This window comes from Janthinobacterium goodfellowi (assembly GCF_051380695.1).
Taxonomy (GTDB): domain Bacteria; phylum Pseudomonadota; class Gammaproteobacteria; order Burkholderiales; family Burkholderiaceae_D; genus Janthinobacterium.
Window position 1 is genome coordinate 567,527 of sequence record NZ_JBNYXN010000003.1, and the last position, 24,800, is coordinate 592,326.

At 64.0% G+C, this 24,800-nt stretch carries 23 protein-coding genes; 12 read left to right on the plus strand and 11 right to left on the minus strand.

Translation table 11 applies throughout. The features are described from left to right. Positions 1-50 precede the first annotated feature (50 nt). From ACQ4WQ_RS14970 to ACQ4WQ_RS14980, 3 genes are read left to right on the plus strand one after another with little or no spacing between them, the layout of a single operon-like run. Positions 51-959 carry a LysR family transcriptional regulator gene (locus ACQ4WQ_RS14970; RefSeq protein ID WP_326457009.1) on the plus strand — a complete coding sequence of 303 codons (909 nt, stop codon included), beginning with the start codon at positions 51-53 and terminating at the stop codon, positions 957-959. A 40-nt stretch (positions 960-999) separates the two neighbouring features. Continuing rightward, positions 1,000-1,467, plus strand: a complete 468-nt coding sequence (locus ACQ4WQ_RS14975) for a GNAT family N-acetyltransferase (protein ID WP_326457008.1) — start codon at positions 1,000-1,002, stop codon at positions 1,465-1,467. Continuing rightward, positions 1,464-2,135 (plus strand): Dph6-related ATP pyrophosphatase, encoded by a 672-nt coding sequence (locus ACQ4WQ_RS14980; RefSeq protein ID WP_436498078.1) that lies wholly within the window; start codon positions 1,464-1,466, stop codon positions 2,133-2,135. Before ACQ4WQ_RS14975 ends, ACQ4WQ_RS14980 begins: the two co-directional genes overlap by 4 nt. A 64-nt stretch (positions 2,136-2,199) precedes the next feature. On the opposite strand, the gene ACQ4WQ_RS14985 is transcribed toward ACQ4WQ_RS14980, so the two are convergent. Beyond that, entirely contained in the window at positions 2,200-2,661 is a 462-nt protein-coding gene (locus ACQ4WQ_RS14985; protein ID WP_326457006.1) for an FKBP-type peptidyl-prolyl cis-trans isomerase, read from the minus strand. Between the two features lie 165 nt (positions 2,662-2,826). After that, positions 2,827-4,704 (minus strand): potassium transporter Kup, encoded by a 1,878-nt coding sequence (locus ACQ4WQ_RS14990; RefSeq protein WP_436498081.1) that lies wholly within the window; start codon positions 4,702-4,704, stop codon positions 2,827-2,829. A 237-nt stretch (positions 4,705-4,941) separates the two neighbouring features. Between ACQ4WQ_RS14990 and rarD the strand changes: the two genes are divergently transcribed. Next, complete coding sequence (gene rarD / locus ACQ4WQ_RS14995; RefSeq protein WP_326457004.1) at positions 4,942-5,826, plus strand: EamA family transporter RarD; 885 nt, start codon at positions 4,942-4,944, stop codon at positions 5,824-5,826. Positions 5,827-5,913: 87 nt separating this feature from the next. After that, on the plus strand, positions 5,914-7,581 hold the full coding sequence (gene ettA, locus ACQ4WQ_RS15000; protein WP_034752850.1) for an energy-dependent translational throttle protein EttA: 1,668 nt from the start codon (positions 5,914-5,916) through the stop codon (positions 7,579-7,581). Between the two features lie 72 nt (positions 7,582-7,653). On the opposite strand, the gene ACQ4WQ_RS15005 is transcribed toward ettA, so the two are convergent. Further along, positions 7,654-8,235, minus strand: coding sequence for a porin family protein (locus tag ACQ4WQ_RS15005; protein ID WP_326457003.1), 582 nt, complete (start codon positions 8,233-8,235; stop codon positions 7,654-7,656). Between the two features lie 225 nt (positions 8,236-8,460). Between ACQ4WQ_RS15005 and ACQ4WQ_RS15010 the strand changes: the two genes are divergently transcribed. Continuing rightward, a complete protein-coding gene (locus ACQ4WQ_RS15010) occupies positions 8,461-9,042 on the plus strand; it encodes a molybdopterin-dependent oxidoreductase (protein ID WP_436498084.1) in 582 nt (193 codons plus the stop codon). Positions 9,043-9,185: 143 nt separating this feature from the next. On the opposite strand, the gene ACQ4WQ_RS15015 is transcribed toward ACQ4WQ_RS15010, so the two are convergent. Continuing rightward, a complete protein-coding gene (locus ACQ4WQ_RS15015) occupies positions 9,186-9,548 on the minus strand; it encodes a hypothetical protein (protein WP_151092049.1) in 363 nt (120 codons plus the stop codon). A 266-nt stretch (positions 9,549-9,814) separates the two neighbouring features. Here ACQ4WQ_RS15015 and ACQ4WQ_RS15020 point away from each other — a divergent pair, with 266 nt between their 5' ends. After that, positions 9,815-11,269 (plus strand): sensor domain-containing diguanylate cyclase, encoded by a 1,455-nt coding sequence (locus ACQ4WQ_RS15020; RefSeq protein WP_436498086.1) that lies wholly within the window; start codon positions 9,815-9,817, stop codon positions 11,267-11,269. On the opposite strand, the gene ACQ4WQ_RS15025 is transcribed toward ACQ4WQ_RS15020, so the two are convergent. The 7 genes from ACQ4WQ_RS15025 to ACQ4WQ_RS15055 are packed head-to-tail and all read right to left on the minus strand — an operon-like array spanning position 11,266 to position 18,311. Then, positions 11,266-12,093, minus strand: a complete 828-nt coding sequence (locus ACQ4WQ_RS15025; RefSeq protein ID WP_436498088.1) for a Rossmann-like and DUF2520 domain-containing protein — start codon at positions 12,091-12,093, stop codon at positions 11,266-11,268. The genes ACQ4WQ_RS15020 and ACQ4WQ_RS15025 overlap by 4 nt on opposite strands. Before the next feature lie 9 nt (positions 12,094-12,102). After that, a complete protein-coding gene (locus ACQ4WQ_RS15030) occupies positions 12,103-12,690 on the minus strand; it encodes a DUF924 family protein (protein ID WP_326457023.1) in 588 nt (195 codons plus the stop codon). 16 nt (positions 12,691-12,706) lie between these two features. Continuing rightward, complete coding sequence (locus ACQ4WQ_RS15035; protein ID WP_086137278.1) at positions 12,707-13,447, minus strand: MgtC/SapB family protein; 741 nt, start codon at positions 13,445-13,447, stop codon at positions 12,707-12,709. Beyond that, positions 13,448-13,696, minus strand: a complete 249-nt coding sequence (locus ACQ4WQ_RS15040) for a hypothetical protein (protein WP_034752831.1) — start codon at positions 13,694-13,696, stop codon at positions 13,448-13,450. After that, a complete protein-coding gene (locus ACQ4WQ_RS15045) occupies positions 13,696-15,519 on the minus strand; it encodes an aminopeptidase P family protein (RefSeq protein WP_326456999.1) in 1,824 nt (607 codons plus the stop codon). The genes ACQ4WQ_RS15040 and ACQ4WQ_RS15045 overlap by 1 nt, the downstream gene beginning before the upstream one ends. 46 nt (positions 15,520-15,565) lie before the next feature. Then, the gene (locus ACQ4WQ_RS15050; RefSeq protein WP_436498091.1) at positions 15,566-17,626 is read right to left on the minus strand and encodes a DUF4132 domain-containing protein; all 2,061 of its coding nucleotides are present in this window, start codon (positions 17,624-17,626) and stop codon (positions 15,566-15,568) included. Then, a complete protein-coding gene (locus ACQ4WQ_RS15055; protein ID WP_070218973.1) occupies positions 17,613-18,311 on the minus strand; it encodes a Crp/Fnr family transcriptional regulator in 699 nt (232 codons plus the stop codon). Before ACQ4WQ_RS15055 ends, ACQ4WQ_RS15050 begins: the two co-directional genes overlap by 14 nt. Before the next feature lie 180 nt (positions 18,312-18,491). Between ACQ4WQ_RS15055 and ACQ4WQ_RS15060 the strand changes: the two genes are divergently transcribed. The 5 genes from ACQ4WQ_RS15060 (at position 18,492) to ACQ4WQ_RS15080 (ending at position 24,688) form a co-directional block, all read left to right on the plus strand. Then, the gene (locus ACQ4WQ_RS15060) at positions 18,492-20,423 is read left to right on the plus strand and encodes an AMP-binding protein (RefSeq protein ID WP_436498093.1); all 1,932 of its coding nucleotides are present in this window, start codon (positions 18,492-18,494) and stop codon (positions 20,421-20,423) included. Between the two features lie 14 nt (positions 20,424-20,437). Further along, positions 20,438-21,253 (plus strand): ABC transporter ATP-binding protein, encoded by an 816-nt coding sequence (locus ACQ4WQ_RS15065; protein ID WP_035828489.1) that lies wholly within the window; start codon positions 20,438-20,440, stop codon positions 21,251-21,253. 19 nt (positions 21,254-21,272) lie between these two features. Then, positions 21,273-22,169, plus strand: a complete 897-nt coding sequence (locus tag ACQ4WQ_RS15070; RefSeq protein ID WP_326457022.1) for a branched-chain amino acid ABC transporter permease — start codon at positions 21,273-21,275, stop codon at positions 22,167-22,169. Between the two features lie 82 nt (positions 22,170-22,251). Next, positions 22,252-23,310, plus strand: coding sequence for a branched-chain amino acid ABC transporter permease (locus tag ACQ4WQ_RS15075; RefSeq protein ID WP_034752817.1), 1,059 nt, complete (start codon positions 22,252-22,254; stop codon positions 23,308-23,310). 58 nt (positions 23,311-23,368) lie between these two features. Continuing rightward, positions 23,369-24,688, plus strand: coding sequence for an ABC transporter substrate-binding protein (locus tag ACQ4WQ_RS15080; protein WP_436498096.1), 1,320 nt, complete (start codon positions 23,369-23,371; stop codon positions 24,686-24,688). The last annotated feature ends 112 nt before the right edge of the window (positions 24,689-24,800 follow it).

Here is a 24,800-nt window from a genome sequence, read left to right on the forward strand (position 1 = left end):
TGATGAATAATGCACAGCACTGATGCGCAATACGACTGAATGGAGCCGAGATGGATAAATTGCAGGCAATGCAGCTGTTTCGCCGCGTGGCCGAGCTGGGCAGCTTTCGCCGCGCGGCCGACGAACTGGACTTGTCGGCCTCGTACGTAAGCCGGCGCATCGGCCAGCTGGAGCAGGAACTGGGCGGGCGCTTGATGACGCGCACCACGCGCCAGCTGGCCTTGACGGAAACGGGCGCCGCCTACCTCGAGCACTGCCGCAAGCTGCTCGACGAGCTGGCGCAGGCCGAGGACATGGTGGCCCATTCCACAGCGCACGTGACGGGCCGCCTGCGCATCAATGCGCCGCTGACATTGGGCGTGGGCGAGCTGGCCGAAGGCCTGGCCGATTTCATGGCCGACTGGCCCGCGCTGCGCCTCGATGTCGACTTGAAGGATGAATATGTGGACCTGGCGGCGGCCAATTACGACCTGGGCTTTCGCGTCACCACCGCTCTCACCGATTCGAGCTATGTGGCGCGCCACATCCACGACTACCGCCTGCACATCTGCTGCGCGCCCGCCTACCTGGAGCGCCATGGCCCGTTGGCCGAACCCACGGACCTGACGCGCCAGCGCTGCTTCATCTACAGCCACGCCCTGTTCGGCAGCCGCTGGCCGCTGCGCCATGCGGGGCCGCACAGCGACATCGAAGTGCCGAACTGGGTGCGCACGAACAACACGCTGTTCATGCGCAGCCTGATCCTGCGCGGCCTGGGCATCGGCATCCTGCCCACCTTTGTCTGCCGCGAGGAACTGGCCAGCGGCGCCCTGGTCGAGCTGTTCCCCGAGGTCGAGCGCCCCAGCCTGGCGCTGTTCGCCATCTACCCGTCGCGCCAGCTGGTGGCGCCCCGCGTGACGCGCTGCATCGAGCACCTGAAGCAGTGGTATGCGCAGCGCTATCCCACGCCGGCGGCGTGAAGCCGGTAAAATCACGGCCACTCTCAATCAAGGATGACCCATGATCAGCTGGCAATGGAACACGTTCGACGAACTCGGCCCCCACGATTTGTACCAGGTGCTGGCCTTGCGCCAGCGCGTGTTCGTCATCGAACAGCAGTGCATTTATCCGGACCTCGATGGTCATGACCAGCAAGCGATGCACTTGCTGGGCTGGCAAACGGCCGATGGCCAGCGCCGGCTGGCCGCCTACCTGCGCGTGCTGGCGCCGGGCGCCAAGTATGTGGAAATGTCGTTGGGCCGCGTGCTGACGGCGCCCGAGGCGCGCACCACGGGCGCCGGCAAGCAGCTGCTGGCAGAAGGCATCGCGCGCGCCGAGCGCCAGCATCCTGGCCACGCCATCCGCATCGGCGCGCAGCACTACCTGGAGCGCTTCTATCAGTCGTTCGGCTTTGTCACCGTCAGCGCGCCGTACGACGAAGACGGCATACAACACGTCGACATGCTGCGCGCGGAGAAACCGGCATGACGACGGCGCTCATTTCCTGGAGCGGCGGCAAGGATTCCTGCCTGGCTCTGTGGCGCGCGCGCAACGCCGGCATGGACGTGCCGCTGTTGATCACGGCCATGGATGAAGATGGCCGCAAGTCGCGCTCGCACGGCGTGCCGCCGGAATTGCTCGCGGCGCAGGCGGCCAGCCTGGGCGCGCGCCTGCAGCGCTATCACGCCAGCTGGGCCAGCTACGAAGCACAGTTCATCGCCATGCTGCGCGCGGCCAAGGCCGAAGGCATAGCCCACGCCCTGTTTGGCGACATCGATTTGCAGCCGCACCGCGACTGGGAAGAAAAAGTCTGCGCCGCGGCCGGCCTGACGGCGCACCTGCCCCTGTGGGGCGAAGGGCGGCGCGCGCTGGTCGACGAATTTCTCGCCGCAGGCTTCAAGGCCATCGTCGTGTGCATCAATGGCCAGCACTTGCCGCGCGCATTTTGCGGGCGCGAATTCGACGCCGCCTTTTTGGCCGACCTGCCGCCCGGCGTCGATGCCTGCGGCGAAAACGGCGAATTCCACACCTTCGTCTACGACGGCCCCGCCTTCAGCGCCCCGGTGGCGCTGCGCCGCACGCAAGTGCTGCAATATGACGCGCCGTCCGACCTGGGCGGCGCCACGTATTACTTCCAGGAGCTGGCGCCCGCTTAAACCGGCCAGCAAAGCAAAAAGGGCGATTCCGTGGAATCGCCCTTTTCATGTGCCCTGCGCGTGCTTACTTTTTCGTCACGCTGACCAGCTTGATCTCGAACAGCAAGCCGGCGTAGCCAGGAATCTTCGGCGCGCTGCCGGCCTTGCCATAGCCCAGGTCGTATGGAATGGCCAGGGTGCGCGTGCCGCCAACCTGCATGCCGACCAGGCCGCGGTCCCAGCCCAGGATGACCCGGCCGATACCCAGCGGGAAGGTAAAACCGCTGCCTGCCGGGCTCGCATCGAACTGCACGCCCTTGTTGCCCGGCTTGCTTGCGTCATACAGCCAGCCCGTGTAGGTCACCAGCAGGGTATCGCCAGCTGCCGCCGCCGTGCCGGTGCCGGTCACCGTATCGGTAATGGTCAGTTCTTTCACTTGCGTATTCGGGTCGAGCACGACCGGCTTCTCGGTGTTGGCAGCGGCACCGCAGGCGGTCAGGGCCACGGCGCAAGCGAGGGTGGCGATCAATTGAAATACCGATTTCATGGTTTCCCTTTAAATATTGGTGTGTGGCTGAGGCCCGTACGGTGCGGACCGGTACGGGCTGCAGTTTAACAGGACTGACGTAGCCCATTTGTAAGCAGACGTAAGCACGGCGCTAAATTGTGTGCCGATACAACGTTGGCATAATAGCCACAATTATCACATCATCTAGATTTCCACCTGCGTGCCCAGTTCGATCACCCGGTTGCTCGGGATCTGATAGTAGTCGGCCGCCGTGCGCGCATTGCGCGACATGGTGACGAACAGGTGCTCGCGCCACGGCATCATGCCGGCGCCCGGCGTCGAAATGATGGTCTGGCGCGCGATGAAGAACGACGTTTCCATCATCTCGACATCGAGTCCCTGCTCGGCGCATTGCGCCAGCGCCGCCGGAATGTCCGGTTCATCCTTGAAGCCGTAATGCACGTTGACCTGGTAGCACTGGTGGCCCAGGTCCACCACGCGCACGCGCTCGGACGGCGCCACCCACGGCTCTTCATGCATGAAGACGGTGAGGAAAATGACGCGCTCATGCAACACCTTGTTGTGCAGCAAGTTATGCAGCAGCGCATGCGGCACGCCATCCGTTTCGCCGCGCAGGAAGATGGCCGTGCCGGGCACGCGCAGCGGCGGCGCGATGAACAGCGACGAGAGGAAATCGTCGAGCGGAATCGCATGCTTTTCCAGGTTCTGGAACACCAGTTGGCGGCCCCGTTTCCAGGTCAGCATGATGATGAACAGGATGGCGCCCAGCAGCAGCGGGAACCAGCCGCCGTGGAACAGTTTCAGGGAACTGGCCGCGAACAAGTTCACATCGATGATCAGGAAGAAGCCCGTGGCAGCCCAGCACAGCAGCAAATTCATCTTCCAGCGGTAGCGGATGACGAAGAAGGTCAGGATCGTGGTGGCCAGCATGGTGGCCGTGACGGCGATGCCGTAGGCGGCAGCCAGCTTTTCAGACGAACCGAAGCCGACGACGGCCATCAGCACCACAGCCAGCTGCAGCCAGTTCACGGCGGGAATGTAAATCTGCCCGATTTCGCTTTCCGACGTGTGGCGCACGCGCATGCGCGGCAAAAAGCCCAGCGCGATGGCTTGCTTGGTCATCGAGAAGGTGCCGGAAATGGTGGCCTGCGAAGCGATCACGGTGGCCATGGTCGACAAAATCACCAGCGGATACACGCTCCAGGCGCCCAGTTGCTGGTAGAACGGATTCGAAATGGCTTCCGGATGGGCCAGCAGCAGGCCGCCCTGGCCCAGGTAATTCAGCGCCAGCGCGGGAAAGGCGATCAGGAACCAGGCCATGCGGATCGGCTTCTTGCCGAAGTGGCCCATGTCAGCATACAGCGCCTCGGCGCCCGTCAGTGCCAGCACCACGGCGCCCAGCGACAGGAAGGCGATGCGACCATTGTCCAGCAGGAAAGCCACCGCGTGCAGAGGATTGACGGCGGACAGGATGGCTGGCGATTTGATGATGTTGACCACGCCCATGCAGGCGAGCGCGACAAACCATATCAGCATGATGGGAGCGAAGAAGCGGCCAATGCCGGCCGTACCGTGCGACTGCACCGAATACAGCGCCACCAGCACGGCGATCGTCAGCCACACCACGTACGGGCTGAAGGCGGGCGTGGCCACTTCCAGGCCTTCGATGGCCGACAGCACGGAAATGGCCGGCGTGATCACGCTGTCGCCATAGAACAGGGTGGCGCCGAAGACGCCGATCACCATCAGCGGCACATGCCAGCGCGACGACTTGCTGACGGACGACAGCACCAGCGCCATCAGGGCCATGATGCCGCCCTCGCCGCGGTTGTCGGCACGCAGCACCAGGGTCACGTACTTGAGCGAGACAATCAGGGTCAGGCCCCAGAAGATCAGCGAGACAATGCCCAGCAGGTTGTTATGCGTGACCGCCAGGCCGTGGGCAGGGTCGAAGACGGTCTTCAGGGTGTACAGCGGACTGGTGCCGATATCGCCGTACACGATGCCGACGGCAGCCAGTGTCAAGCCGACCAGGCTGCTTTTTTTGTGTTCCGACGTCAAGATTGCACCCGTTTTTGTTTTGTTGCATCGCACAATATGATAGGTATTAGCAAATAGCAAGAGTATTTTTGCATGGTTACGGGCTGCCCCAAAGTCGTGGTTTTGTGCCGCTCCGCCTTGCTGCGCGGGCTTGCGGCCATTGATTTGTTGCCATTCTACGCTTCGGCAGCGGCGCCGGGCAGCCCCCGATGTTTTCGGACATAATGACAGACTGTCTACTCTCCAGCGAAGCCCATCATGAATCCAGGCATGCTCTACGCCTCCCTCGCCTTCCTGTGCTGGGGCCTGTTCCCCCTGTATTTCCATGCCATCGGCGAGATCGCGCCGCAGGAAATCCTGGCGCACCGCATGGTCTGGTCGCTGTTGTTTCTGGGCATCGTGCTGACAGTTCGGCGCCAATGGAGCTGGCTGGGTGCCCTGAAAGGCCAGCCGAAAGTGGTGGCCAGCTTCGTCGCCAGCGCGTTTTTGCTGTCCGCCAACTGGTTCATCTATATCTGGGCCGTCAACAACGGCCACGTGGTCGACGCCAGCCTCGGCTACTTTATTACGCCCCTGATCAATGTCATGCTGGGCTTTTTGCTGCTGCACGAGCGCCTGCGCCGCCTGCAGTGGCTGGCCATCGGCCTGGCCGCCTGCGGCGTGGCCTGGCTCACCTGGCAGGCGGGGCAGGTACCGTGGATCGCCCTGCTGCTGGCGGCCACCTTCGGCGGCTATGGCTTGCTGCGCAAGACGGCCGCGCTGGGCGCGCTGGAAGGCTTGTCGTTCGAAACCTTGATATTGTTTCCCCTGGCGCTGGCCTACATGCTGTGGCTGGCCTGGCATGGCCAGAGCGGCTTCGTCAATACGGATTCCACCGCCACGCGCGCGCTGCTGCTGGCGTCCGGCCCCATCACGGCCATCCCCCTGCTGCTGTTCGCCGCCGGCGCGCGCCGCCTGCCGCTGGCCGTGCTGGGGCTATTGCAATACATCGCCCCCACGGGCCAGCTCCTGATCGGCGTATGGGTCTTCCACGAATCGTTCACGCCCGAGCGCATGCTGGGCTTCCTCGTCATCTGGACGGCGCTGGGCCTGTATGCGGCCGAGGGGCTGTGGACGGCCCGCCGCGCGCGCCTGGCCGCCTGATCGTTCCGTTCCGGCAGCGCGCAGCGCTGGCCGGAAGCGGGCGTTTACCGTATCCTGTCCGTCTTTGTATATCACCCGAGATTTCTAATGGCAAATTACGTCTACACCATGAATCGCGTGGGCAAAATCGTCCCGCCCAAGCGCCAGATTCTGAAAGATATTTCCCTCTCCTTCTTCCCAGGCGCGAAGATCGGCGTGCTGGGCCTGAACGGCTCCGGCAAATCGACCCTGCTGAAAATCATGGCAGGCATCGACACCGACATCCAGGGCGAAGCCGTGCCGATGCCGGGCCTGAACATCGGCTACCTGCCGCAGGAACCGCAGCTGGACCCGGCAAAAACCGTACGCCAGGAAGTCGAATCGGGCCTTGGCGAAGTGTTTGAAGCGCAAGCCAAGCTGGAAGCCGTGTACGCCGCGTATGCCGAGGAAGACGCCGATTTCGACGCCCTGGCCACGGAACAGGCACGTCTGGAAGCGATCATCTCGACCTCCGACGGCGGCAATCTGAATCTGCAGCTGGAAATGGCCGCCGACGCGCTGCGCCTGCCGCCATGGGACGCCACCATCGGCGTGCTGTCCGGCGGTGAAAAGCGCCGCGTGGCGCTGTGCAAGCTGCTGCTGTCGAAACCGGACATGCTGCTGCTCGACGAGCCGACCAACCATCTGGATGCGGAATCGGTCGACTGGCTGGAACAATTCCTGCTGCGCTTCCCCGGCACCGTGGTGGCCATCACCCATGACCGCTACTTCCTCGACAACGCAGCGGAGTGGATTCTGGAGCTGGACCGCGGCCACGGCATTCCATGGAAGGGTAACTACTCGACCTGGCTGGATCAGAAGCAAGCCCGCCTGAAGCAGGAAGAAGCGACGGAATCGGCGCGCCAGAAGGCGCTGCAGAAGGAATTGGAATGGTCACGCCAGAATCCGAAAGCGCGCCAGGCCAAGTCGAAAGCCCGCCTGGCCCGCTTCAACGAGCTGTCCGAGCACGAATACCAGAAGCGCAATGAAACGCAGGAAATCTTCATTCCCGTGGCAGAGCGCCTGGGCAATGAAGTCATCGAGTTCAAGAACGTGTCGAAAGCGTTCGGCGACCGCCTGCTGATCGATAACCTGAGCTTTACGGTGCCGCCAGGCGCCATCGTCGGCATCATCGGCCCCAACGGTGCCGGTAAGTCGACCCTGTTCAAGATGATCACCGGCAAGGAAACGCCGGACAGCGGCGAAGTGGCCATCGGCCAGACGGCGCGCGTGTCCATCGTCGACCAGAACCGCGATAGTCTCGCCGACAACAAGTCCGTGTTCGAAGACGTCTCCGGCGGCGCCGACATGCTGACGGTGGGCCGCTTCGAAATGCCGTCGCGCGCCTACCTGGGCCGCTTCAACTTCAAGGGTTCGGACCAGCAGAAGCAAGTGGGCAACCTGTCCGGCGGTGAACGGGGACGTCTGCACCTGGCGAAAACCCTGCTGATGGGCGGCAACGTCCTGCTGCTCGATGAACCGTCGAACGATCTGGACGTGGAAACCTTGCGCGCGCTGGAAGACGCCTTGCTGGAATTTGCCGGCAGCGTCATGGTCATCTCCCATGATCGCTGGTTCCTCGACCGTATCGCCACGCACATCCTGGCGTTCGAAGGCAATTCGCAGGTCACCTTCTTTGACGGCAACTATCAGGAATACGAAGCCGACAAGAAGAAACGCCTGGGCGAAGAAGGCGCGAAGCCGAAGCGTATCCGCTACAAGCCTTTGACCACGTAATTTCGGTCCGGCAATGCAAAAAGGCAGTTACCTCGCGGTAACTGCCTTTTTTTTCAGCAAACTTCCGGTAAATTAGAAGTTGTAGCGTGCGCCTAAAGCCAAGCCTGTCGCCTTGCGGCCCTGGTCGGCGCTCTTGCCGAAGTGTTCCACTTCCGCCGTCAGCGAGACTTTCTCGTTGATCGCGTACTGGGCACCGACGGAAGCGTAGACGCCCGTCTTGTCGTTGCCGCTGATGCCGGTCGACAGGCCCGTGCCGCTCAAGCTGTTCTTGACCTTGGCCACGCCGAGCTTGCCGAACACGCCGACTTTGTCGCTCACGGGCATGGTGGCCTTGCCAGCCAGGTAGTAGCCGTGCGAATCGCTTTTCACGGAACCGTTGCCGGCGCCGGTGACATAGCTGTAATCCTTGCTGCCGAAATCGGCGTAGCCACCCTCGACCGCCCAGGTTTTATCGAAATCGTAACCGGCGAAGATCTTGGCGCCGGCCTTGTAGCCGCTGTGATTGTCGGCGCTGGTGGCGCCAGGAATATCGAAGTTGTAGCGGTTGCCCGTGACACCGGCACCCACATAGGCGCCTTCGGCGTGCGCGGCGCTCATGCCGGTGAATGCGGTAACGGAAGCGATCATTGCAAACAGGATTTTCTTCTTCATCATGTTCTCTCTCTCAATTAGTGAATGGTGCCTGGATTCGCAGTTCAGCGAAGTGCGATGACTACACAATAACAGCCAAAAAAAGCTACGTCTTTCTCCATCCCGTAAGAACTGTGACGAGATGTAAGCAGACATTCCAAACTGACAATAACCGTAAAATGCGCACCGTTGAGCGAACTTAAGATAGACTTAAGAACATTAGCGATTTTCAATCCAGAGGAGAGGTGCATGCACAAACGCCAGTTTCTCGCCGCCGCCATGGCCGGCGCGGCCCTGCCCGCCATCGCCCGGGCGGCGCCCGCCGGCCTGCGCGGTCCGGCCCTGCTGACCGTCACGGGCAGCATCGACAAGCCGAACCGGGGTCCGTTCGACGCCGTGCGCGACCAGATGATGCACAAGCAAAAGATCAGTTTTGAGCGGGCGCGGGCATTCGACTTTGCGGCGCTGACGAACTTGCCGGCTCGCACGATCCACCCCACCTTGGAATACGACGGCAAGGCGCATGCGCTGCGCGGGCCGCTGCTGGTCGATGTCTTGAAGGCGGCGGGCGCGCCCGAGGAAGATGCCGTGCGGCTGCTGCTGCGCGCCGTGGATGGCTATGCGGCGGCGCTGACCATGGCGCAGGCGCGCGCACAGCGTTTTATCGTCGCCACCCACCTCGATGGACAGGCGATGGCACTGGGCGGCCTGGGGCCCCTATGGGCGATCCATGATGCCGACCGCATCGCGGCCGTGGCGGCACTGCCCCTGGCCGAACGGTTCGCCAGTTGCCCGTGGGCGCTGTATCACATCGGCGTGGAGACGGGTTGAGCTGACTTGCAACGCCAGACAAAACCGTAGCGAGCGGCAGTGATTTGTGGCCAAGCAGCGCAGCCGTGCTTGAGCACGGGGGCGCCGAGCCGGTGAGCATCGCCGGCCGCAAAGCGCGACGCGCAGCAGGTTTTGACAGGCGTTTAGGCGTAGGCTTCGGCCATCGACATGACCCGTGGCGCGATGGTGATGCCGTGCTCCTCGAACAGGGCCGTGATGGCCGCCAGGTTGTGCGTGCACTCCTCGGTTTTCCAGCCCTTGAAGATATCCGTGCCATCCTTCTGGAAATGCAGGTCCAGCACTTTGCCCGCATCCTTGTGCAGGTAGGGCGAACTATAGGTGTTCTCGAAACCGAGCGCCTTCAATTGCCCCAGCAAGGCCAGCGGCGGATGGTCGGGATCGGTGGCGAGGAAAATGCCGAAGGTCTTGCCAGGCGGTTTGGCGGCGATGTCGACCTCGTAGATGCCGGGGGCCTTGCTGACGGACGTACTCTTTAAAAATAACATGCAACACTCCCTGCGCGTAATGTCCCGCGCCTGAAACGGGCGGCAAGACAGGGGCGGTGCGCAATGATTCCCCTCATCAAATCTTATTGCTAATTTGCATCTTTGTCGACAAATCGGCACTTTTATTTGGTAAGTCGTGGTTATCTTGTCGCGTTCACCAGCGTAAATTATCAATAAAACCAGTTATCATTGCGCCAATACCCGCCCTGTTGCATACTTTTAGCTTGCCTCACGATGGCCTTCCCGCCTGCCACTGCCTCGTCTCCATGCGTCTTCTGTCGATCAAGTACCGCCTGCTTATCCTCCTGACCCTGATCCTGGGGGCGGGCTTCATGGCGACCAGCCTGGCCAGCTACCTGGCCTCGCGCCAGGCCATCGAACACGGCATCGCCGACCAGACCTTGCCGCTGACGGGCGACAATATCTATTCCGAAATCCAGAAGGACATGCTGCGCCCCGTCTTCATCTCTTCGCTGATGGCGCACGACACCTTCGTGCGCGACTGGATACTGGCCGGCGAAAACAAGCCGGAACAGATCGTGCGCTACCTGGCCGAGGTCAAGAAGAAATACGGCGCCATCACCAGCTTTCTCGTGTCGGACAAGAGCAGCAAATATTATTACGCGGAAGGCACCTTGAAATCCGTCAGCCCGGAAGCGACGCGCGACATCTGGTACTACCGCGTGCGCGCCATGGACAAGACCGACTATGAAACGAATGTCGACGTGGACATGGCCAACCGCGACAGCATGACCATCTTCATCAACCACCGCGTGCTTGACTACAATGGCCAGTTCATCGGCGCCACCGGCATCGGCCTGACCCTGGCCACCATGAGCCACATCATCGACCGCTACCAGGCGCGCTTCCACCGCAACATCTATTTTGTCGATGCCGCCGGCACCCTGGTACTGGCGGGCAAGAGCGTGCACAACGGGCATGGCAACATCCGCAGCCTGCCCGGCGTGAGCGCCATTGCCGAGCAGATCATCAACCACCGCAGCGAGCCGACGCATCTGTCGTACCAGCTGGGCCGCGCGCAAATCCTCGTCAACTCGCGCTTCATTCCCGAACTGGGCTGGTACCTGGTGGTCGAGCAGAACGTCAGCGACGAAGTCCAGTCGCTGCAGCGCGTGTTCATCTTCAACCTGGCCATCAGCTTCGGCGTCACCCTGCTGGTGCTCGTGCTGACCCTGCTGACGGTGAACCGCTACCAGCGCCGCATCGAGCGCATCGCCTCGACGGATGCCCTGACCGGGCTATTGAACCGCCAGTCGCTGGAATTGCTGTTCCAGCGCGCGATGTTATTGTCCAAACGTAACGAGCAGCCGATGTCGGCCATCCTCTTCGACATCGATTTCTTCAAGCGCGTCAACGACACGCACGGCCACCTGTGGGGCGACAAGGTCATCCGTGGCGTGGCCGACGTGGCGCGCGCCACCGTGCGTGAAAGCGACGTCATCACGCGCTGGGGCGGCGAGGAATACCTGGTGCTGCTGAATGACTGCAGCCTGGCCAAAGCGGCGGAAGTGGCGGAAAACCTGCGCGACGCCGTCGAGCGGCACGATTTCGGCCTGCCCGAACCGCGCGTCCCCGTGACGATCAGCCTGGGCGTGACCGAGTACCGGCCGGAGGAAAGCGAATCGGCCTTCTTTTCGCGCGCCGACAGCGCCTTGTACCAGGCCAAGGAGCAGGGCCGCAACCGCCTGCACGCCGCCTAAAGCGCGGACTTGCGCCGGGCCAGATCCTGCGTGGGCGCCACCAGCGCCCGGTACAACTCGCCCGTTTCCGCATCCCACTGCTGCACGGCCTGCAGTTGACGTTGCACCGTGGCATCGTCACCGCGTGCGATGGGGCCGGACAGCGCGGGCGCGGCGCCCAGGCGGAACACGTTCGCCACCGCTTCCGTCACCAGCGGCTGCGCCAGTTCGCGCGCCACGGGTTCGGGAATGCCGGCCGCCTGGTAGGCGCGCAAGGCCGCGTCGAGCACCGTCACCAGGTAATTGCTGGCGAAGACGGCGGCGGCGTGATACAGGGTCTTGGCGGCCGGGTCGATGGGCACGGGGCGCGCGCCAATGGCGATCAAGGCCGGCGTGAGGAAAACCAGCGCCAGCGGGTCGCCTTCGACGCCGCAAAACGTGCCGTCGAAGGTGGCGGCCACCTGCCGCGGGTCGGCAAAGCTGCGGATCGGGTGCGCACTGGCGACAAAAGCGCCGGCCTGCGTGGCCGCCAGCAGCACGTTCGAGGCCAGCGCGCCGCTGCAGTGAAACACGATGGCGCCCGCCTGGCGTCCCTCCGCCACCAGCGCCGCGCAGGCGGGGCCGATCTGGTCGTCCGACACGGCCAGCATGGTGACGTCGGCGCGCCGCAAGGCCGCGTAGCTGTCGACGGGGGTGCCGGCGCCGATGAAGTCCACGGCCGCCTGCGCCGACGCCATCGAGCGCGTCAGCACGTCCTGCAGCGCGATCCCGTCCACGCCGGCGAACAGCCGGCCCAGCACCTTGCCCACATGGCCGGCGCCGATGATATTCAATGTCACGTTCATGATGATTGTCTAAAAACCCGATCCCGGCTGGCGCAAGAACTCCACTTCTTCCGGAGTCGAGGGGCGACCGAGGATGGCGTTGCGGTGCGGGAAGCGGCCGAAGCGGGCGATCACTTCCTGGTGGCGCAGGGCGTAGTCGAGCATGCCGTCAAAACCGGGCTGCGCCTGCGACAGCCGCTGGAACAGCTCGACGGCGTGCGCCTGCATGGCCAGGTCTTCCGCGTGTTCGAACGGCAGGTAGGCAAAAGCGCGCAGCATGGGCGGCAGCTGCTGGTCGAGCCCCTGCTGCGTCATGGCGACGGCCAGCGCCAGCGCGCGGGCGTCGCCGGCAAAGGCGCGCGGCGTGCCGCGATACACATTGCGCGTGAATTGATCGAGCACGATGAGGCGCGCCAGCGCGCCGTGCGGCGTCGCATCCCAATCGTGCAAGCCGCCGTCGATGGCGGCATCGATCAGCGCGCCGAAACGGTCGCGTATCTGCGCGTCGTAGCCGTCATCCTTGCGGAACCATTCCGCGCGCGACTGGCCATAGCCACGGTGTTCCGGCGGCAGGAACCAGAAATCGAGTACCTCTTGGGCCTGTGCATCCATCTCCATCCTCTCGGCATCCGTATCAATTGCGGGCATGCGACAGCTGGAAGCCGGCGATGCCTTCGAAGGCGGCCAGTTCGGCCGACATGGCCGACAGGCTGGCGCCCGTGTTCTTGCCATGCGCGATGGCGACAAAGCGCCATTCCTGCATGCCGTCCGTGCTGCCGATGGTCAGCGAGCCGCCGGCGATGTCGTAGCCGCGCTTGGCGGCCATGCGCCGCAGCGCATCCTCGCGCGGAATGAATCCTTGCTTGAAGCGCATGGTGATGGCCACCGCATGGCGCGACGGCAGCCAGTTCTCCAATTTTGACAGAAAAATCATCGCCATCGCGCACAAAAAGGCCAGGCCCATGGCCGACAGATAAAAACCGATGCCGACCATGATGCCGATCACGGACGAGGCCCAGATCGAGGCGGCCGTCGTCAGACCGCTGATATTGAAACCCTCGCGCATGATGACGCCGGCGCCGAGGAAACCCACGCCCGTGACGATGCCCTGGATGACGCGCGTGGGGTCGCTGCCGACGATGGCGCCATGGCCGCCGTACCAGAACTCGGGATAGCCGCCCAGCACGGTCAGCGCGGCCGAGGCCATGCACACGAGGCTGTAGGTGCGCATGCCCGCCGCGCGCCCGTGGTACGAACGCTCGTACCCCACCAGCAAGCCCAGCAGCAGCGCGCCCAGCAGGTTCAGCAGGATTACGCCATTCGTCGCCAGCTCGGCCGGCGACCAGTAGGCGCGCAGGAAGTCGATGGTCGGCATCTAGGGCTTTTTCGTCAGCTGCTTTTCAAACGCCACGTCGAGCTTGCTGACGCGGCGCGCCTTTTGCGGTCCCAGGCCATTGACGAAGGCGACGAAGGCATCGAGTTCCAGCGGCGGGCACAGGGGCGGCAAGCCGGGGCCTTCCGTGAGGAAGAACAGTTCATCGCCCGTGCGCGCCATCGTGTAGAGGCGGTTGCCGGTGCGTTCCTTGAGCCGCTCGATGGCGGACGTGGCGCGGGTCGAGCGCATCAGATGGCTCCCGTGCGCTGTTCCAGCCACGCCAGCGCAGGCGCATCGGCCGGCGCCGCCAGGTGCGGCGCCAGGCGCGCGCGCACGGTGGCGTGGTAGTCGTTGAGCCAGGCCGCCTCGTCGTCGCGCAACAGCGAGCGCTCCACGCAGCGCGTGTCGATCGGGCACAGGGTCAATGTCTCGAAGCGCAGGAATTCCCCGAACTGCGTCGTATCGGCCGGCACGTTCAGCACCAGGTTCTCGATGCGGATGCCCCACTGGCCGGGCCGGTAGATGCCCGGTTCGATGGAGGTGATCATGCCCGGTTCCATCGCCGTCTGCGGCTCCGGCATGGCGGACTGCGAAATCGATTGCGGCCCTTCGTGCACGTTCAGAAAGAAACCCACGCCATGGCCCGTGCCGTGGCCAAAGTCGATGCCCTCGGCCCACAGGGGCGCGCGGGCAATCGCGTCCAGCATGGGCGACTTCACGCCGCGCGGGAACTGCGCGCGCGACAGGGCGATCATGCTGCGCAAGACCAGGGTGAAATCGCGCCGGTGTTCTGCCGTGATCGTGCCGACGGGGACCACGCGCGTGATATCCGTGGTGCCGCCCCAGTACTGGCCGCCCGAATCGATCAGCAGCAAGCCGTCGCCTTCGATCGTGGCAGCCGAATCCGCATGGGCGTGGTAATGCATGATGGCGCCATGCGCATTGAAGCCGGCGATGGTGCCGAAACTGGGGCTGACAAAACCGGCGCGGCGCGCGCGGGCGGCCGTCAGGTGTTCATCGACGCCGATTTCCGTCAACGGCGCGCGCTGCGGGTCGGCCAGGGTGCAATCCAGCCAGCTGAAAAATTCGCACAGGGCGGCGCCGTCCTGCTCCATGGCGGCGCGCACGTGCGCCGCTTCGCTCTCCGTCTTGCGCGACTTGGCCAGGGTGGTCGGGTTGATGGCTTCGACCACGCGCACGCCGTCGGCCACGGCCTGGCGCGTGCCGAATGTGATGCGGCGCGGATCGAGCAGCAAGGTGGCGCCGGCCGGCAGGGCGGCCAGCGCGGCGGCAGCGCGGTCATACGCGGCCACGTCCACGCCTTCGCTCTCCAGCGTGGCGCGCAGGGCGGCGGGCAGCTTGCCGTCGGCGACAAACACGGTGGCGCGCTCGGGACCCACCAGCGCATGCGCGAGGAAGACGGGGTTGTAGTTGACGTCGGCGCCGCGCAGGTTGAACAGCCAGGCGATATCGTCGAGGGTGGAAATCACATGGTGGCTGGCGCCGTGCGCCGCCATATTGGCGCGCAGGGCCGCCAGTTTTTCCATGCGCGACAGCGATGGATACGCGGCAGCATGCTCGTACACGGGCGCGGCGGGCATGGCCGGGCGATCCGGCCAGACGGCTTGCAACACATCGGTATCCGTGCGCAGGGTCACTTGTGCGCCCAGCGCCTGCTGCAGCAGGCGCGCATTGGCCAGGCCCAGCACGGCGCCGTCGACGGCCACCGTCTGCCCCGGCCGCATGGTCTCGCCCAGCCAGTCGATATACAGCACGCTGGCGCCGGACGGGATTTTCTTCAGGACGATGCCGCTGCCGGCCAGCTCCGTTTCTGCCTGCTCCCAGTAGCGGCCATCGGTCCACACGCCGGCGAAATCCTGCGTCACGACAAGGGTGCCGACGGAACCCGTAAAGCCCGACAGCCACTCGCGGCCCTGCCAGCGGGCCGGCAGGTACTCGGACAAATGCGGGTCGGCCGACGGCACGATCAGGGCATCGATGTGCTGCGCGCGCATGGCGCCGCGCAGCTGCGACAAACGGGAGGCGGGAGTGGATTGGTCTGGTGTCTGCATGAGAGCGAAAATGGAGCGGTGCTGGGAAGCGTCTATGATACCGCGATTAGCAGCCGGACTGCACTCGGTGCAGCGCCAGCAGCGCCCCGGCGGCGGCGGCGATTTTTTCCAGCAGCGCCTCGTCGTAGGGCAGCCACGGCACGGCGCCCAGCTTGTTCCCCTGCGCTACCACCTCGATCACCGCCTCGGCGCCCTCCTTCGTGACCCTGCCGGTGGTCAGGTGGATCGCATGCCGGCCCACCATCAGGTGGCGCGCTTGCAGCGCCATCCGGCCGTCCTCGATCTGGTCCGCGAATACCTGTTCCAGCACGGCGCGCCGCATGCCCGCCATCGGCCCCGGTGCCAGGTTGGCCAGGTAAAACAGGCGCTGTTCGCGCTCCACGCTTTGCGCTTCCTCCACCAGCGCCAAGGCGCTGGCGCTGACCAGCAGGTCCACCGCGCGGCACGCTTCCGAATACGCCACCGGCGCCATCGGCATCATCTGCGCGGGCGCCAGCCCGTTTGACGTGCAGGCGCCGCCCGCCCCCGGATACACGCGTCCCTCGATGCGCAGCGACACGCGCCAGGCGCCGAACTGGCGCGACAGGCCTTCATCGTGGTCCAGGCGCCAGCCTTCGCGGCGCGCCAGTCCCAGCAAGGTGGGCAGCGATAGCTGGTAGCCGGCAAATGGGGCGCTGCCGTCACCGGGCGGTGCATATATTTCGCGATAAACCTGGCGCAGCGGCTGGCGCAGGCGCCGCCGCACGACCAGCGCTTGCCAGGCGGCGCGCTCTTCCCCGTTGCCATGCAAGGGGTGCCACAGGCCGATCTCGCCGTGCCCAGGCAAATCCACCGGCTGCCCCTGCGCATCGATGGCGCCCTTCCCGTCGAGCATAAAGGCCAGCCCATCGCGCGTGCGCCAGACCAGCGCGCGCGCCACCGCATCGATATCGGCATCGTCGCGCAGAGCACGCCATTGGTCCGGGTTAAACCACACCTCGCTGGCGTAGCCCGCTTCCAGGCGGCGCGCCAGCATGGCCTGGCGCCGCTTGCCCATGGGCCCCGGCATGCCGATCCTCCAGGCAATATCGGGCCGTTCGGCCAGCGCCCGTTCGGCCGGTTTCAGATTGCGCTCCAGTTTCTTGCGGACGCCCGCATGGCGTACCTGGGCCAGCGCCGCGCGCAGGGCCTGCAGGCTTTCGGGCGTGGGAATGGTTTCCACCGCATGGCCCAGCGCCATCGCCAACGACTGCGACGGCGCACTCCTGGCCGCGCCGGGCGCCACGCATGCCAACGGCAGCAGGACGGCGATCACGGGCCTGAACCATGCATCATCGCGATAGGACGCCACCCGCGCGGCGCGCGCCAGCACCGGCGAGTCTGCCGTGGCAAAGGCGGCATCGGCCGCATACGGCACGCTGCCGTCATGGATGGCGGCGATATGGCGCGCCGCCTGCTCCAGTATCGTGCGCGCAAAATCCACATACGCCGCATCGTCGGCCAGCACGTCGGCGGGATCGGCCTCGCCGATGCTGTCGCGGTTCCAGTGGCCGCTGTAGCGCGAGCCGGCCAGCGCCAGCAGCGACGTTTTCGCCAGCTTTGGCAGCACGGTGAGTTCCTGCAGGGTCAAGGGCATCGGGTAGCGCGCATGGCGCTCGTCCATCATCTGCCCGAATTGAGCAGGGGCGTCGCCGCCGGCCAGCTGCGCCAGCAGCCAGGCGGCAAAATGCTGTTCGCCCCAGTGCTTCGGTTCATTGAGGATGCGCAGCGCCAGCTGCGCGCTGCCTTCCGGTGGCGCGCCGCGCAGGCAAGCCAGGCAGCCGATTGCGTAGTCCCAGTCGTGCGCGCGGGCCGCGTCCAGCGCGTCGAGGAACATGTCGCCTGCCAGCGCCGGTGCCAGGTTCACGCTGCTCGCTTGCGCCAATAGCGCCATCGCCAGTTCGCGCCGCGCGGGATCGTCATGGCCGAAGCCCTCGGCGCGGTGCAGCGCACCCCAGACGGCGCCCAGTTCTTCGGGAGTCCAGTCGCTGAAATCGACCGGCGGCCCCGTGAAACGCGCATGCTCGACAAAGCCGCCATCGAGGCGCGCGCGCAGCGTCGCGGCGCGAGCGGACTCACTCGCCATCATCGGCCTCGTAGCGGCGCAAGCCTTCCAGATCCAGCACGCGGATGCCGCCGTAATCGAGGCGCAACAAACCCTTTTTTTCCAGCACTTGCAAGGCCTGGTTGGCGCGCTGGCGCGAGGAGCCCGACAGCAGGCCGATCTCTTCCTGCGACAGCTGCACCAGGGTTTCCACGCCCGGGTACAAATGCGAGTTGAACATCGACGCCAGGCAGCGCGCCACGCGCGTGTTCAGGTCCAGCAGGCGCTCGTTTTCCACCATGCCGATGAACTGGCCCAGGCGCTCGTTGAGCTGCATCAGCAGAAAGCGCGTGAATGGCAAGCTCGTTTCCAGCAGCCAGTGGAAGGTAGCGCCGGGCAGGCGCGCCACGCGCGTGTCGCGCAGGGCCATGGTGTCGTATTTGCGGATCTCGTTCTTCAGCAATGAACCTTCGCCGAACCAGCTGCCGGGCGGCACGCCGATGAAGGTCATGGCCTTGCCGGAAGCGGAAAAATTATTCATCTTCACCATGCCACTGATGACGCCGATCCAGTTGTCCACCGGTTCGCCCTTGCGGCAGACAAAACCGCCTTTCGGCACGAAAGTCTCGAACACATCCGCCTCGACCCGGGCCATTTGCACGGGGTCGAGCAGCTGCGCCCAGTTGGCCGCGCGCACGGCATCCTTGAGGCTGATATCAGGGTTGGTCATTGTGCGATGCACCATCGAAAAGTGGGTAAATGTCCCCGAAAAGACAACTCGGCAAACTAACGCAAGCTACTATCATTGCACAAACGCCTTACACATAAAAAACACAGAGCGCCATCCAACGAGGTGGAGCCTGAGACAAGCAACAGGGAGACACTGGTGCAAACGCATACCACAGCAGCAATGCCGACTTTTCCGCGGCGCTTATTGCAACACGGGACAGTACGATCCGACAAGCCCGCCTTTCGCGAAAAATACCTGGGCATCTGGCAAACCTGGACCTGGGCCGAGGTCAACGAGGAGGTGCGCGCGCTGGCCTGCGGCCTGGCCGCCATCGGCTTCCAGCGCGGCATGAACCTGGCCATTATCGGCGACAACCGTCCCCGCCTGTACTGGGCCATGCTGGCCGCGCAAAGCCTGGGCGGCGTGCCCGTGCCGCTGTACCAGGACGCGCCGGCCGCCGACATGGCCTATGTGCTGCAGGATGCGGAAATCCGCTACGCCATCGTCGAAGACCAGGAGCAGGTCGACAAGCTGCTCGAACTGAAAGCGCTGTACCCGCACGTCGCCCACATCGCCTATGACGATGAACGGGGCATGCGCCATTACAGTCAGCCGGAGCTGACGTCCTTTGCCGCCCTGCAGGTACTGGGCCGGGCCTACGACCGCGAGCATCCGGGCTTTTTCGACGCCGCCGTGGCAGCGGGCCAGGGCAGCGACTCGGCCGTGATCCTGTACACCTCGGGCACCACGGGCAAGCCGAAGGGCGTGTGCCAGAGCCACACGGCGCTGCTGGCAGCCGGCGAAGGCGGCGTCGCCTTCGACCAGCTCACCGACAATGAAGACATCCTGTCCTATCTGCCCATGGCGTGGGTGGGTGACTGCCTGTTTTCGCTGGCGCAAGCCATGGTGGCCGGCTTTACCGTCAACTGCCCCGAATCGGGCGACACGGTGATGATCGACATGCGCGAAATCGGCCCCACCTGCTACTTTGCGCCGCCGCGCGTGTTCGAGAACATGCTCACCAGCGTGATGATACGCATGGAAGACGCGAGCAGCATCAAGCGCCGCATGTTCAGCCATTTCATGGACGTGGCCAAGCGCTGCGGCGCGCAGATTTTGGATGGCAAGCCAGTGTCGCTGGCGGACCGCCTCAGCTACAAGCTGGGCGAGCTGCTCGTCTACGGCCCCCTGAAAAACGTGCTGGGGCTGTCGCGAGTGCGCGTCGCCTACACGGCCGGCGCCGCCATCGGCCCCGACCTGTTCCGCTTCTACCGCTCGATCAGCGTCAACCTCAAGCAGCTGTACGGCTCCACCGAAACCTGCGCCTATGTGTGTCTGCAACCGGACGGCAATATCAAGTTCGACAGCGTGGGCCTGCCCGCGCCGGGCGTGGAAGTCAGGCTGGCGGCCAATGGCGAAGTGCTGGTCAAGTCGCCCGCCACCATGAGCGGCTACTTCAAGCGCCCTGACGCCACCGCCGAAGTGATCGACAACGACGGCTACTTCCATACGGGCGACGCGGGCGTGTTCGACAGCGAAGGCCACCTGAAAATCATCGACCGCGCCGCCGACGTGGGCAAGATGAATTGCGGCGCCATGTTCGCTCCCAACTACATCGAAAACAAGCTCAAGTTCTTCCCCTTCATCAAGGAAGTGGTGGCCTTCGGCCATGCGCGCGACCAGGTGTGCGCCTTCATCAATATCGACATCGAAGCGGTGGGCAACTGGTCCGAGCGGCGCGGCATCGCCTACTCTGGCTACACTGACCTGGCGGCGCGCGCCGAGACCTATGGCCTGATCCGCGACTGCATCGAACAGGTCAACGCGGAACTGGCGGCCGACCCGCTGATGGACCGCACGCAGGTGCACCGCTTCCTGGTGCTGCACAAGGAACTCGACCCGGATGACGACGAGCTGACGCGCACGCGCAAGGTGCGCCGCAAATTCATCGCCGAAAAATACGCGGTGCTGATCTCCGCCCTGTACGAGGGCAAGGCAACGCAATACATCGAGACCCAGGTGAAATTCGAGGATGGCCGCCTTGGTTCGACCAGCGCCAACCTGCAGATCTGGGACAGCAAAACGTACCGGCCCCAGGGCCTGGCCGCATGATGGAGCACAGCACGATGCAAATGAACGAACCCGACGCCCATTTCGGCACGGCCCGCAAGACGGGCCCCGTGATCCTCGACCTGAAGAACATCTCGCTGTCGTTCGGCGGCGTGAAAGCGCTGACCGACATCTCGTTCGACGTGAAACAGCATGAAATCCGCGCCATCATCGGCCCGAACGGCGCGGGCAAAAGCTCGATGCTCAACGTGATCAATGGCGTGTACCGCCCGCAGCAGGGCGAGATCATCTACCGGGGCGAACACCGGCGCGGCATGGATTGCTACGCGGCCGCCAAGTCCGGCATCGCGCGCACCTTCCAGAACATCGCCCTGTTCAAGGGCATGACGGTGCTGGACAACATCATGACGGGGCGCAACCTCAAAATGAAGTCGAATTTCCTGCTGCAGGCCCTGTACTGGGGACCGGCGCGGCGCGAGGAAATCGAGCACCGCAAGAAGGCCGAGGAGATCATCGACTTCCTGGAAATCCAGGCCATCCGCAAGACGCCCGTGGGACGCCTGCCCTACGGCTTGCAAAAGCGCGTGGAACTGGGCCGCGCGCTGGTGGCCGAACCGGACATCTTGCTGCTGGACGAACCGATGGCCGGCATGAACGTGGAAGAAAAGCAGGACATGTGCCGCTTCATCCTCGACGTCAACGACCAGCTGGGCACGACCATCGTGCTGATCGAGCACGACATGGGCGTGGTGATGGATATCTCCGACCGCGTGGTGGTGCTCGACTACGGCAAGAAGATCGGCGACGGCACGCCCGACGAGGTGCGCAGCAACCAGGACGTGATCAATGCCTATCTCGGCGTGGCGCACTAGACAAGGAATAGCAATGAATATCAATTTTTTCTTTGAAGTGCTGATCGGCGGCCTGCTGTCAGGCGTCATGTACGCGCTGGTGGCGATCGGTTTCGTCCTGATCTACAAGGCTTCGGGCGTGTTCAACTTCGCGCAGGGCGCGATGGTGTTCTTCGCCGCCCTCACCTGCGTCGGCATCATGGACAAGTTCGGCCTGTCCTTGTGGCTGGCCATCCCGCTGACGATGGTGACGATGATCGTATTAGGCATGGCGATTGAAAGGGTGGTCTTGCGGCCGCTCGTCAACCAGCCGGAAATCACGCTCTTCATGGCCACCATCGGCCTGACCTTTTTCATCGAAGGCCTGGCGCAGCTGATGTGGGGCTCACAGGTGCACAAGCTGGACCTGCCGATCGAAGACGTGCCGATGCCCTTCCTGATGGACCATTTCAACATCATCGTTTCGCAGTTCGACGTGGTGGCGGCCGGCATCTGCGCACTGCTGGTGATTTGCCTGGCCCTGCTGTTCTCGAAAACCAAGGTGGGCCGCGCCCTGCGCGCCGTCGCCGACGATCACCAGGCGGCGCTGGCCGTGGGCATTCCCTTGCAGCGCATCTGGGCCGTGGTGTGGGGCGTGGCGGGCCTGGTGGCGATGGTGGCCGGCTTGCTGTGGGGCGCGCGCAACGGGGTGCAGTTCGCCCTCACCTTCATCGCCCTGAAAGCGCTGCCCGTGCTGATCCTCGGCGGCTTTACGTCGGTGCCGGGCGCCATCGTCGGCGGCCTGATCATCGGCGCCTCGGAAAAGCTGGCCGAAGTCTACCTCGGTCCCATGGTGGGCGGCGGCATCGAAGGCTGGTTCCCGTATGTGCTGGCCCTGCTGTTCCTGCTCGTGCGCCCGGAAGGCCTGTTCGGCGAGAAGATCATCCGTCGCATATAACACCACCGAAACAGCATCGTAGGTCGGGTTAGCGCATGGCGCGTAACCCGACAACAGCCAAAACAGTCGCAAAGGACACGCCATGATTTACCGTGAAGCAGGACAATTCAAGACCAGCTACCAGGCTGACAACCAGATTTTCCCGATCCGGCAAGACCGCCTGGCGCTGACGGCCACGCTCCTCGTCGCCGTCTTCCTCCTGCCGTATTTCGCCTCGCCCTACATGCTGTCGGCGATCCTGATCCCGTTCCTGATCTTCGCGCTGGCGGCGCTGGGCCTGAACATCCTGACCGGTTACGCGGGCCAGCTGTCGCTGGGCACGGCCGCCTTCATGGCCGTCGGCGCGTTTGCCTCGTATAACTTCATGGCGCGCCTGCCCGGCTTGCCGCTGCTGGTGTCGTTCATCCTCGGCGGCCTGTGCGCGGCCATGGTGGGCATCGCCTTCGGCCTGCCCTCCCTGCGCATCCGCGGCTTTTATCTGGCCGCCTCCACCCTGGCGACGCAGTTTTTTGTTGTCTGGTGCCTGACCAAGATCCCGTACCTGACCAACTACAGCTCCTCGGGCGTGATCACGGTGCAAAAGATGACCATCCTCGGCTACCAGTTCGACACGCCGCAAAGCAAATACCTGCTGGTACTGGCCATCGTGGCCGGCATGGCCCTGCTGGCCAAGAACATGATCCGCTCGAACGTGGGCCGCTCGTGGATGGCCGTGCGCGACATGGACATGGCGGCCGAAGTGATCGGTTTCCGCCTGATGCGCACCAAGCTGCTGGCGTTTGCCGTCAGCTCGTTCTACTGCGGCGTGGCCGGCGCCCTGTATGCGTATGCCTACCTGGGCACGGTGGAGCCGGAAGCGTACAACCTGGACCTGTCCTTCCGCATCCTGTTCATGATCATCATCGGCGGCGTCGGTTCTATCCTCGGTTCCTTCCTGGGCGCGGCCTTCATCGTGCTGCTGCCCGTCTTCCTGAACACCATCGCGCACGGCCTGGCATTGCCGACCAGCGTGGCCTCGAACCTGGAACTGATGGTGTTCGGCGCGCTGATCATCTTCTTCCTGATCGTCGAGCCGCACGGCCTGGCCAGGCTGTGGCAGATCGCCAAGGAAAAATTGAGACTCTGGCCCTTCCCCCATTAAGTTTTTGCAGTCGATGTCGGTTCACTTGAATACCAAATAAAACAAGAGGAGACACACAATGAAACACATCAAATCGCTCATGCTGGCCGCCGCCATCGCCAGTGCCGCACTCACCATGGCCGGCAGCGCGCAGGCGCAGGACAAGGAACAGTACATCGCCCTGCCGTCCTACCGCGTGGGTCCGTACGCGGCCGGCGGCTCCGGTTTCTACGGCGGCATCATCGATTACTTCAACCTGGTCAACCAGGCCGGCGGCGTCAATGGCGTCAAGATCAGCTGGGAAGAATGCGAAACCGAATACAACCCGTCGCGCGGCGTCGAATGCTATGAACGCCTGAAAACCAAGCAGGGCGGCGCCACCCTGGTCGAAACCCTGTCCACGGGCGTCGCCTACGGCATCCTCGACCGCGTGGCGCAGGACAAGATTCCCATGACGATGATCGGCTACGGCCGCTCGGACGCCGCCAACGGCAAGGTCTTCCCCTACGTGTATCCGCTGATCTCCAGCTACTGGAGCCAGGCCGCCGCCATGATCAAGTATTTGGGCGACAAGGATGGCGGCATGGACAAGCTGAAAGGGAAAAAAATCGTCCACCTGTACCACGATTCGGCCTTCGGCAAGGAACCGCTGCCCGTGCTGGAAGCGCTGTCGAAGCAGTACGGCTTCGAGCTGATCAAGATTCCCGTCGCGCCGCCCGGCAGCGAACAGCAATCGCAATGGCTGCAGATCCGCCAGGCCAAGCCGGACCACGTGATCCTGTGGGGCTGGGGCGTGATGAATTCCGTTGCCATCAAGACGGCGCAGCGCAACGGCTTCCCGCGCGACAAAATGCTGGGCGTCTGGTGGGCCGGCTCCGAGGAAGACACGATTCCATCGGGCGACGCGGCCAAGGGCTACACGGCGATGACGTTCAATACGCCGGGCAACTACCCCGTGCTCGACGACATCCGCAAAAAACTCTACGCCACCGGCAAGGGCAACCTGTCCGACCAGTCGCGCATCGGCTCCGTCTACCACATGCGCGGCGTGACGGCCGGCATCCTGTGGGTCGAAGCGATCCGGGTGGCGCAGGAAAAATTCGGCAAGGGCAAGCCGATCACGGGCGAGCAGATGCGCTGGGGCCTGGAAAACCTGAATGTCGACGATGCGCGTCAGAAGGCCGTGGGTGCGCTGGGCATGTTCCCCACCGTGAAAACCAGCTGCGACGACCATGAAGGCTCGGGCGCCGTGAAGGTGCAGCAGTGGGATGGCAAGAAGTGGACCGCCATCACGCCGAAATGGATCGTCGGCGACAAGGCCCTGGTGCGCAAGCTGGTCGAGGAATCGTCCGGCAAATACGCCGAAGAGAAGAAGATCACGCCGGCGTGCATGAAGTAAGCGCCTCTCAAAGTGGTGTCGGATTACGCGCGTTGCGCTAATCCGACCTACCTCGATACGACGTAGGTCGGATTAGCCGAAGGCGTAATCCGACAAGCACCAACATCACATG

Coding starts and splice junctions, on each gene's coding strand:
- ACQ4WQ_RS15030 (WP_326457023.1), bottom strand. CDS start 12,690: ATGGAGATGGATGCACAGGCCCAAGAGGTACTCGATTTCTGGTTCCTG.
- ACQ4WQ_RS15050 (WP_436498091.1), bottom strand. CDS start 17,626: ATGATGGCGAGTGAGTCCGCTCGCGCCGCGACGCTGCGCGCGCGCCTC.
- ACQ4WQ_RS14975 (WP_326457008.1), top strand. CDS start 1,000: ATGATCAGCTGGCAATGGAACACGTTCGACGAACTCGGCCCCCACGAT.
- ACQ4WQ_RS15075 (WP_034752817.1), top strand. CDS start 22,252: ATGATTTACCGTGAAGCAGGACAATTCAAGACCAGCTACCAGGCTGAC.
- ACQ4WQ_RS15035 (WP_086137278.1), bottom strand. CDS start 13,447: ATGCCGACCATCGACTTCCTGCGCGCCTACTGGTCGCCGGCCGAGCTG.
- ACQ4WQ_RS15045 (WP_326456999.1), bottom strand. CDS start 15,519: ATGCAGACACCAGACCAATCCACTCCCGCCTCCCGTTTGTCGCAGCTG.
- ACQ4WQ_RS15080 (WP_436498096.1), top strand. CDS start 23,369: ATGAAACACATCAAATCGCTCATGCTGGCCGCCGCCATCGCCAGTGCC.
- ACQ4WQ_RS15020 (WP_436498086.1), top strand. CDS start 9,815: ATGCGTCTTCTGTCGATCAAGTACCGCCTGCTTATCCTCCTGACCCTG.
- ACQ4WQ_RS15025 (WP_436498088.1), bottom strand. CDS start 12,093: ATGAACGTGACATTGAATATCATCGGCGCCGGCCATGTGGGCAAGGTG.
- ACQ4WQ_RS15055 (WP_070218973.1), bottom strand. CDS start 18,311: ATGACCAACCCTGATATCAGCCTCAAGGATGCCGTGCGCGCGGCCAAC.
- rarD (WP_326457004.1), top strand. CDS start 4,942: ATGAATCCAGGCATGCTCTACGCCTCCCTCGCCTTCCTGTGCTGGGGC.
- ACQ4WQ_RS15060 (WP_436498093.1), top strand. CDS start 18,492: ATGCCGACTTTTCCGCGGCGCTTATTGCAACACGGGACAGTACGATCC.
- ACQ4WQ_RS15040 (WP_034752831.1), bottom strand. CDS start 13,696: ATGCGCTCGACCCGCGCCACGTCCGCCATCGAGCGGCTCAAGGAACGC.
- ettA (WP_034752850.1), top strand. CDS start 5,914: ATGGCAAATTACGTCTACACCATGAATCGCGTGGGCAAAATCGTCCCG.
- ACQ4WQ_RS14970 (WP_326457009.1), top strand. CDS start 51: ATGGATAAATTGCAGGCAATGCAGCTGTTTCGCCGCGTGGCCGAGCTG.
- ACQ4WQ_RS15005 (WP_326457003.1), bottom strand. CDS start 8,235: ATGATGAAGAAGAAAATCCTGTTTGCAATGATCGCTTCCGTTACCGCA.
- ACQ4WQ_RS15065 (WP_035828489.1), top strand. CDS start 20,438: ATGCAAATGAACGAACCCGACGCCCATTTCGGCACGGCCCGCAAGACG.
- ACQ4WQ_RS15010 (WP_436498084.1), top strand. CDS start 8,461: ATGCACAAACGCCAGTTTCTCGCCGCCGCCATGGCCGGCGCGGCCCTG.
- ACQ4WQ_RS14985 (WP_326457006.1), bottom strand. CDS start 2,661: ATGAAATCGGTATTTCAATTGATCGCCACCCTCGCTTGCGCCGTGGCC.
- ACQ4WQ_RS14980 (WP_436498078.1), top strand. CDS start 1,464: ATGACGACGGCGCTCATTTCCTGGAGCGGCGGCAAGGATTCCTGCCTG.
- ACQ4WQ_RS15015 (WP_151092049.1), bottom strand. CDS start 9,548: ATGTTATTTTTAAAGAGTACGTCCGTCAGCAAGGCCCCCGGCATCTAC.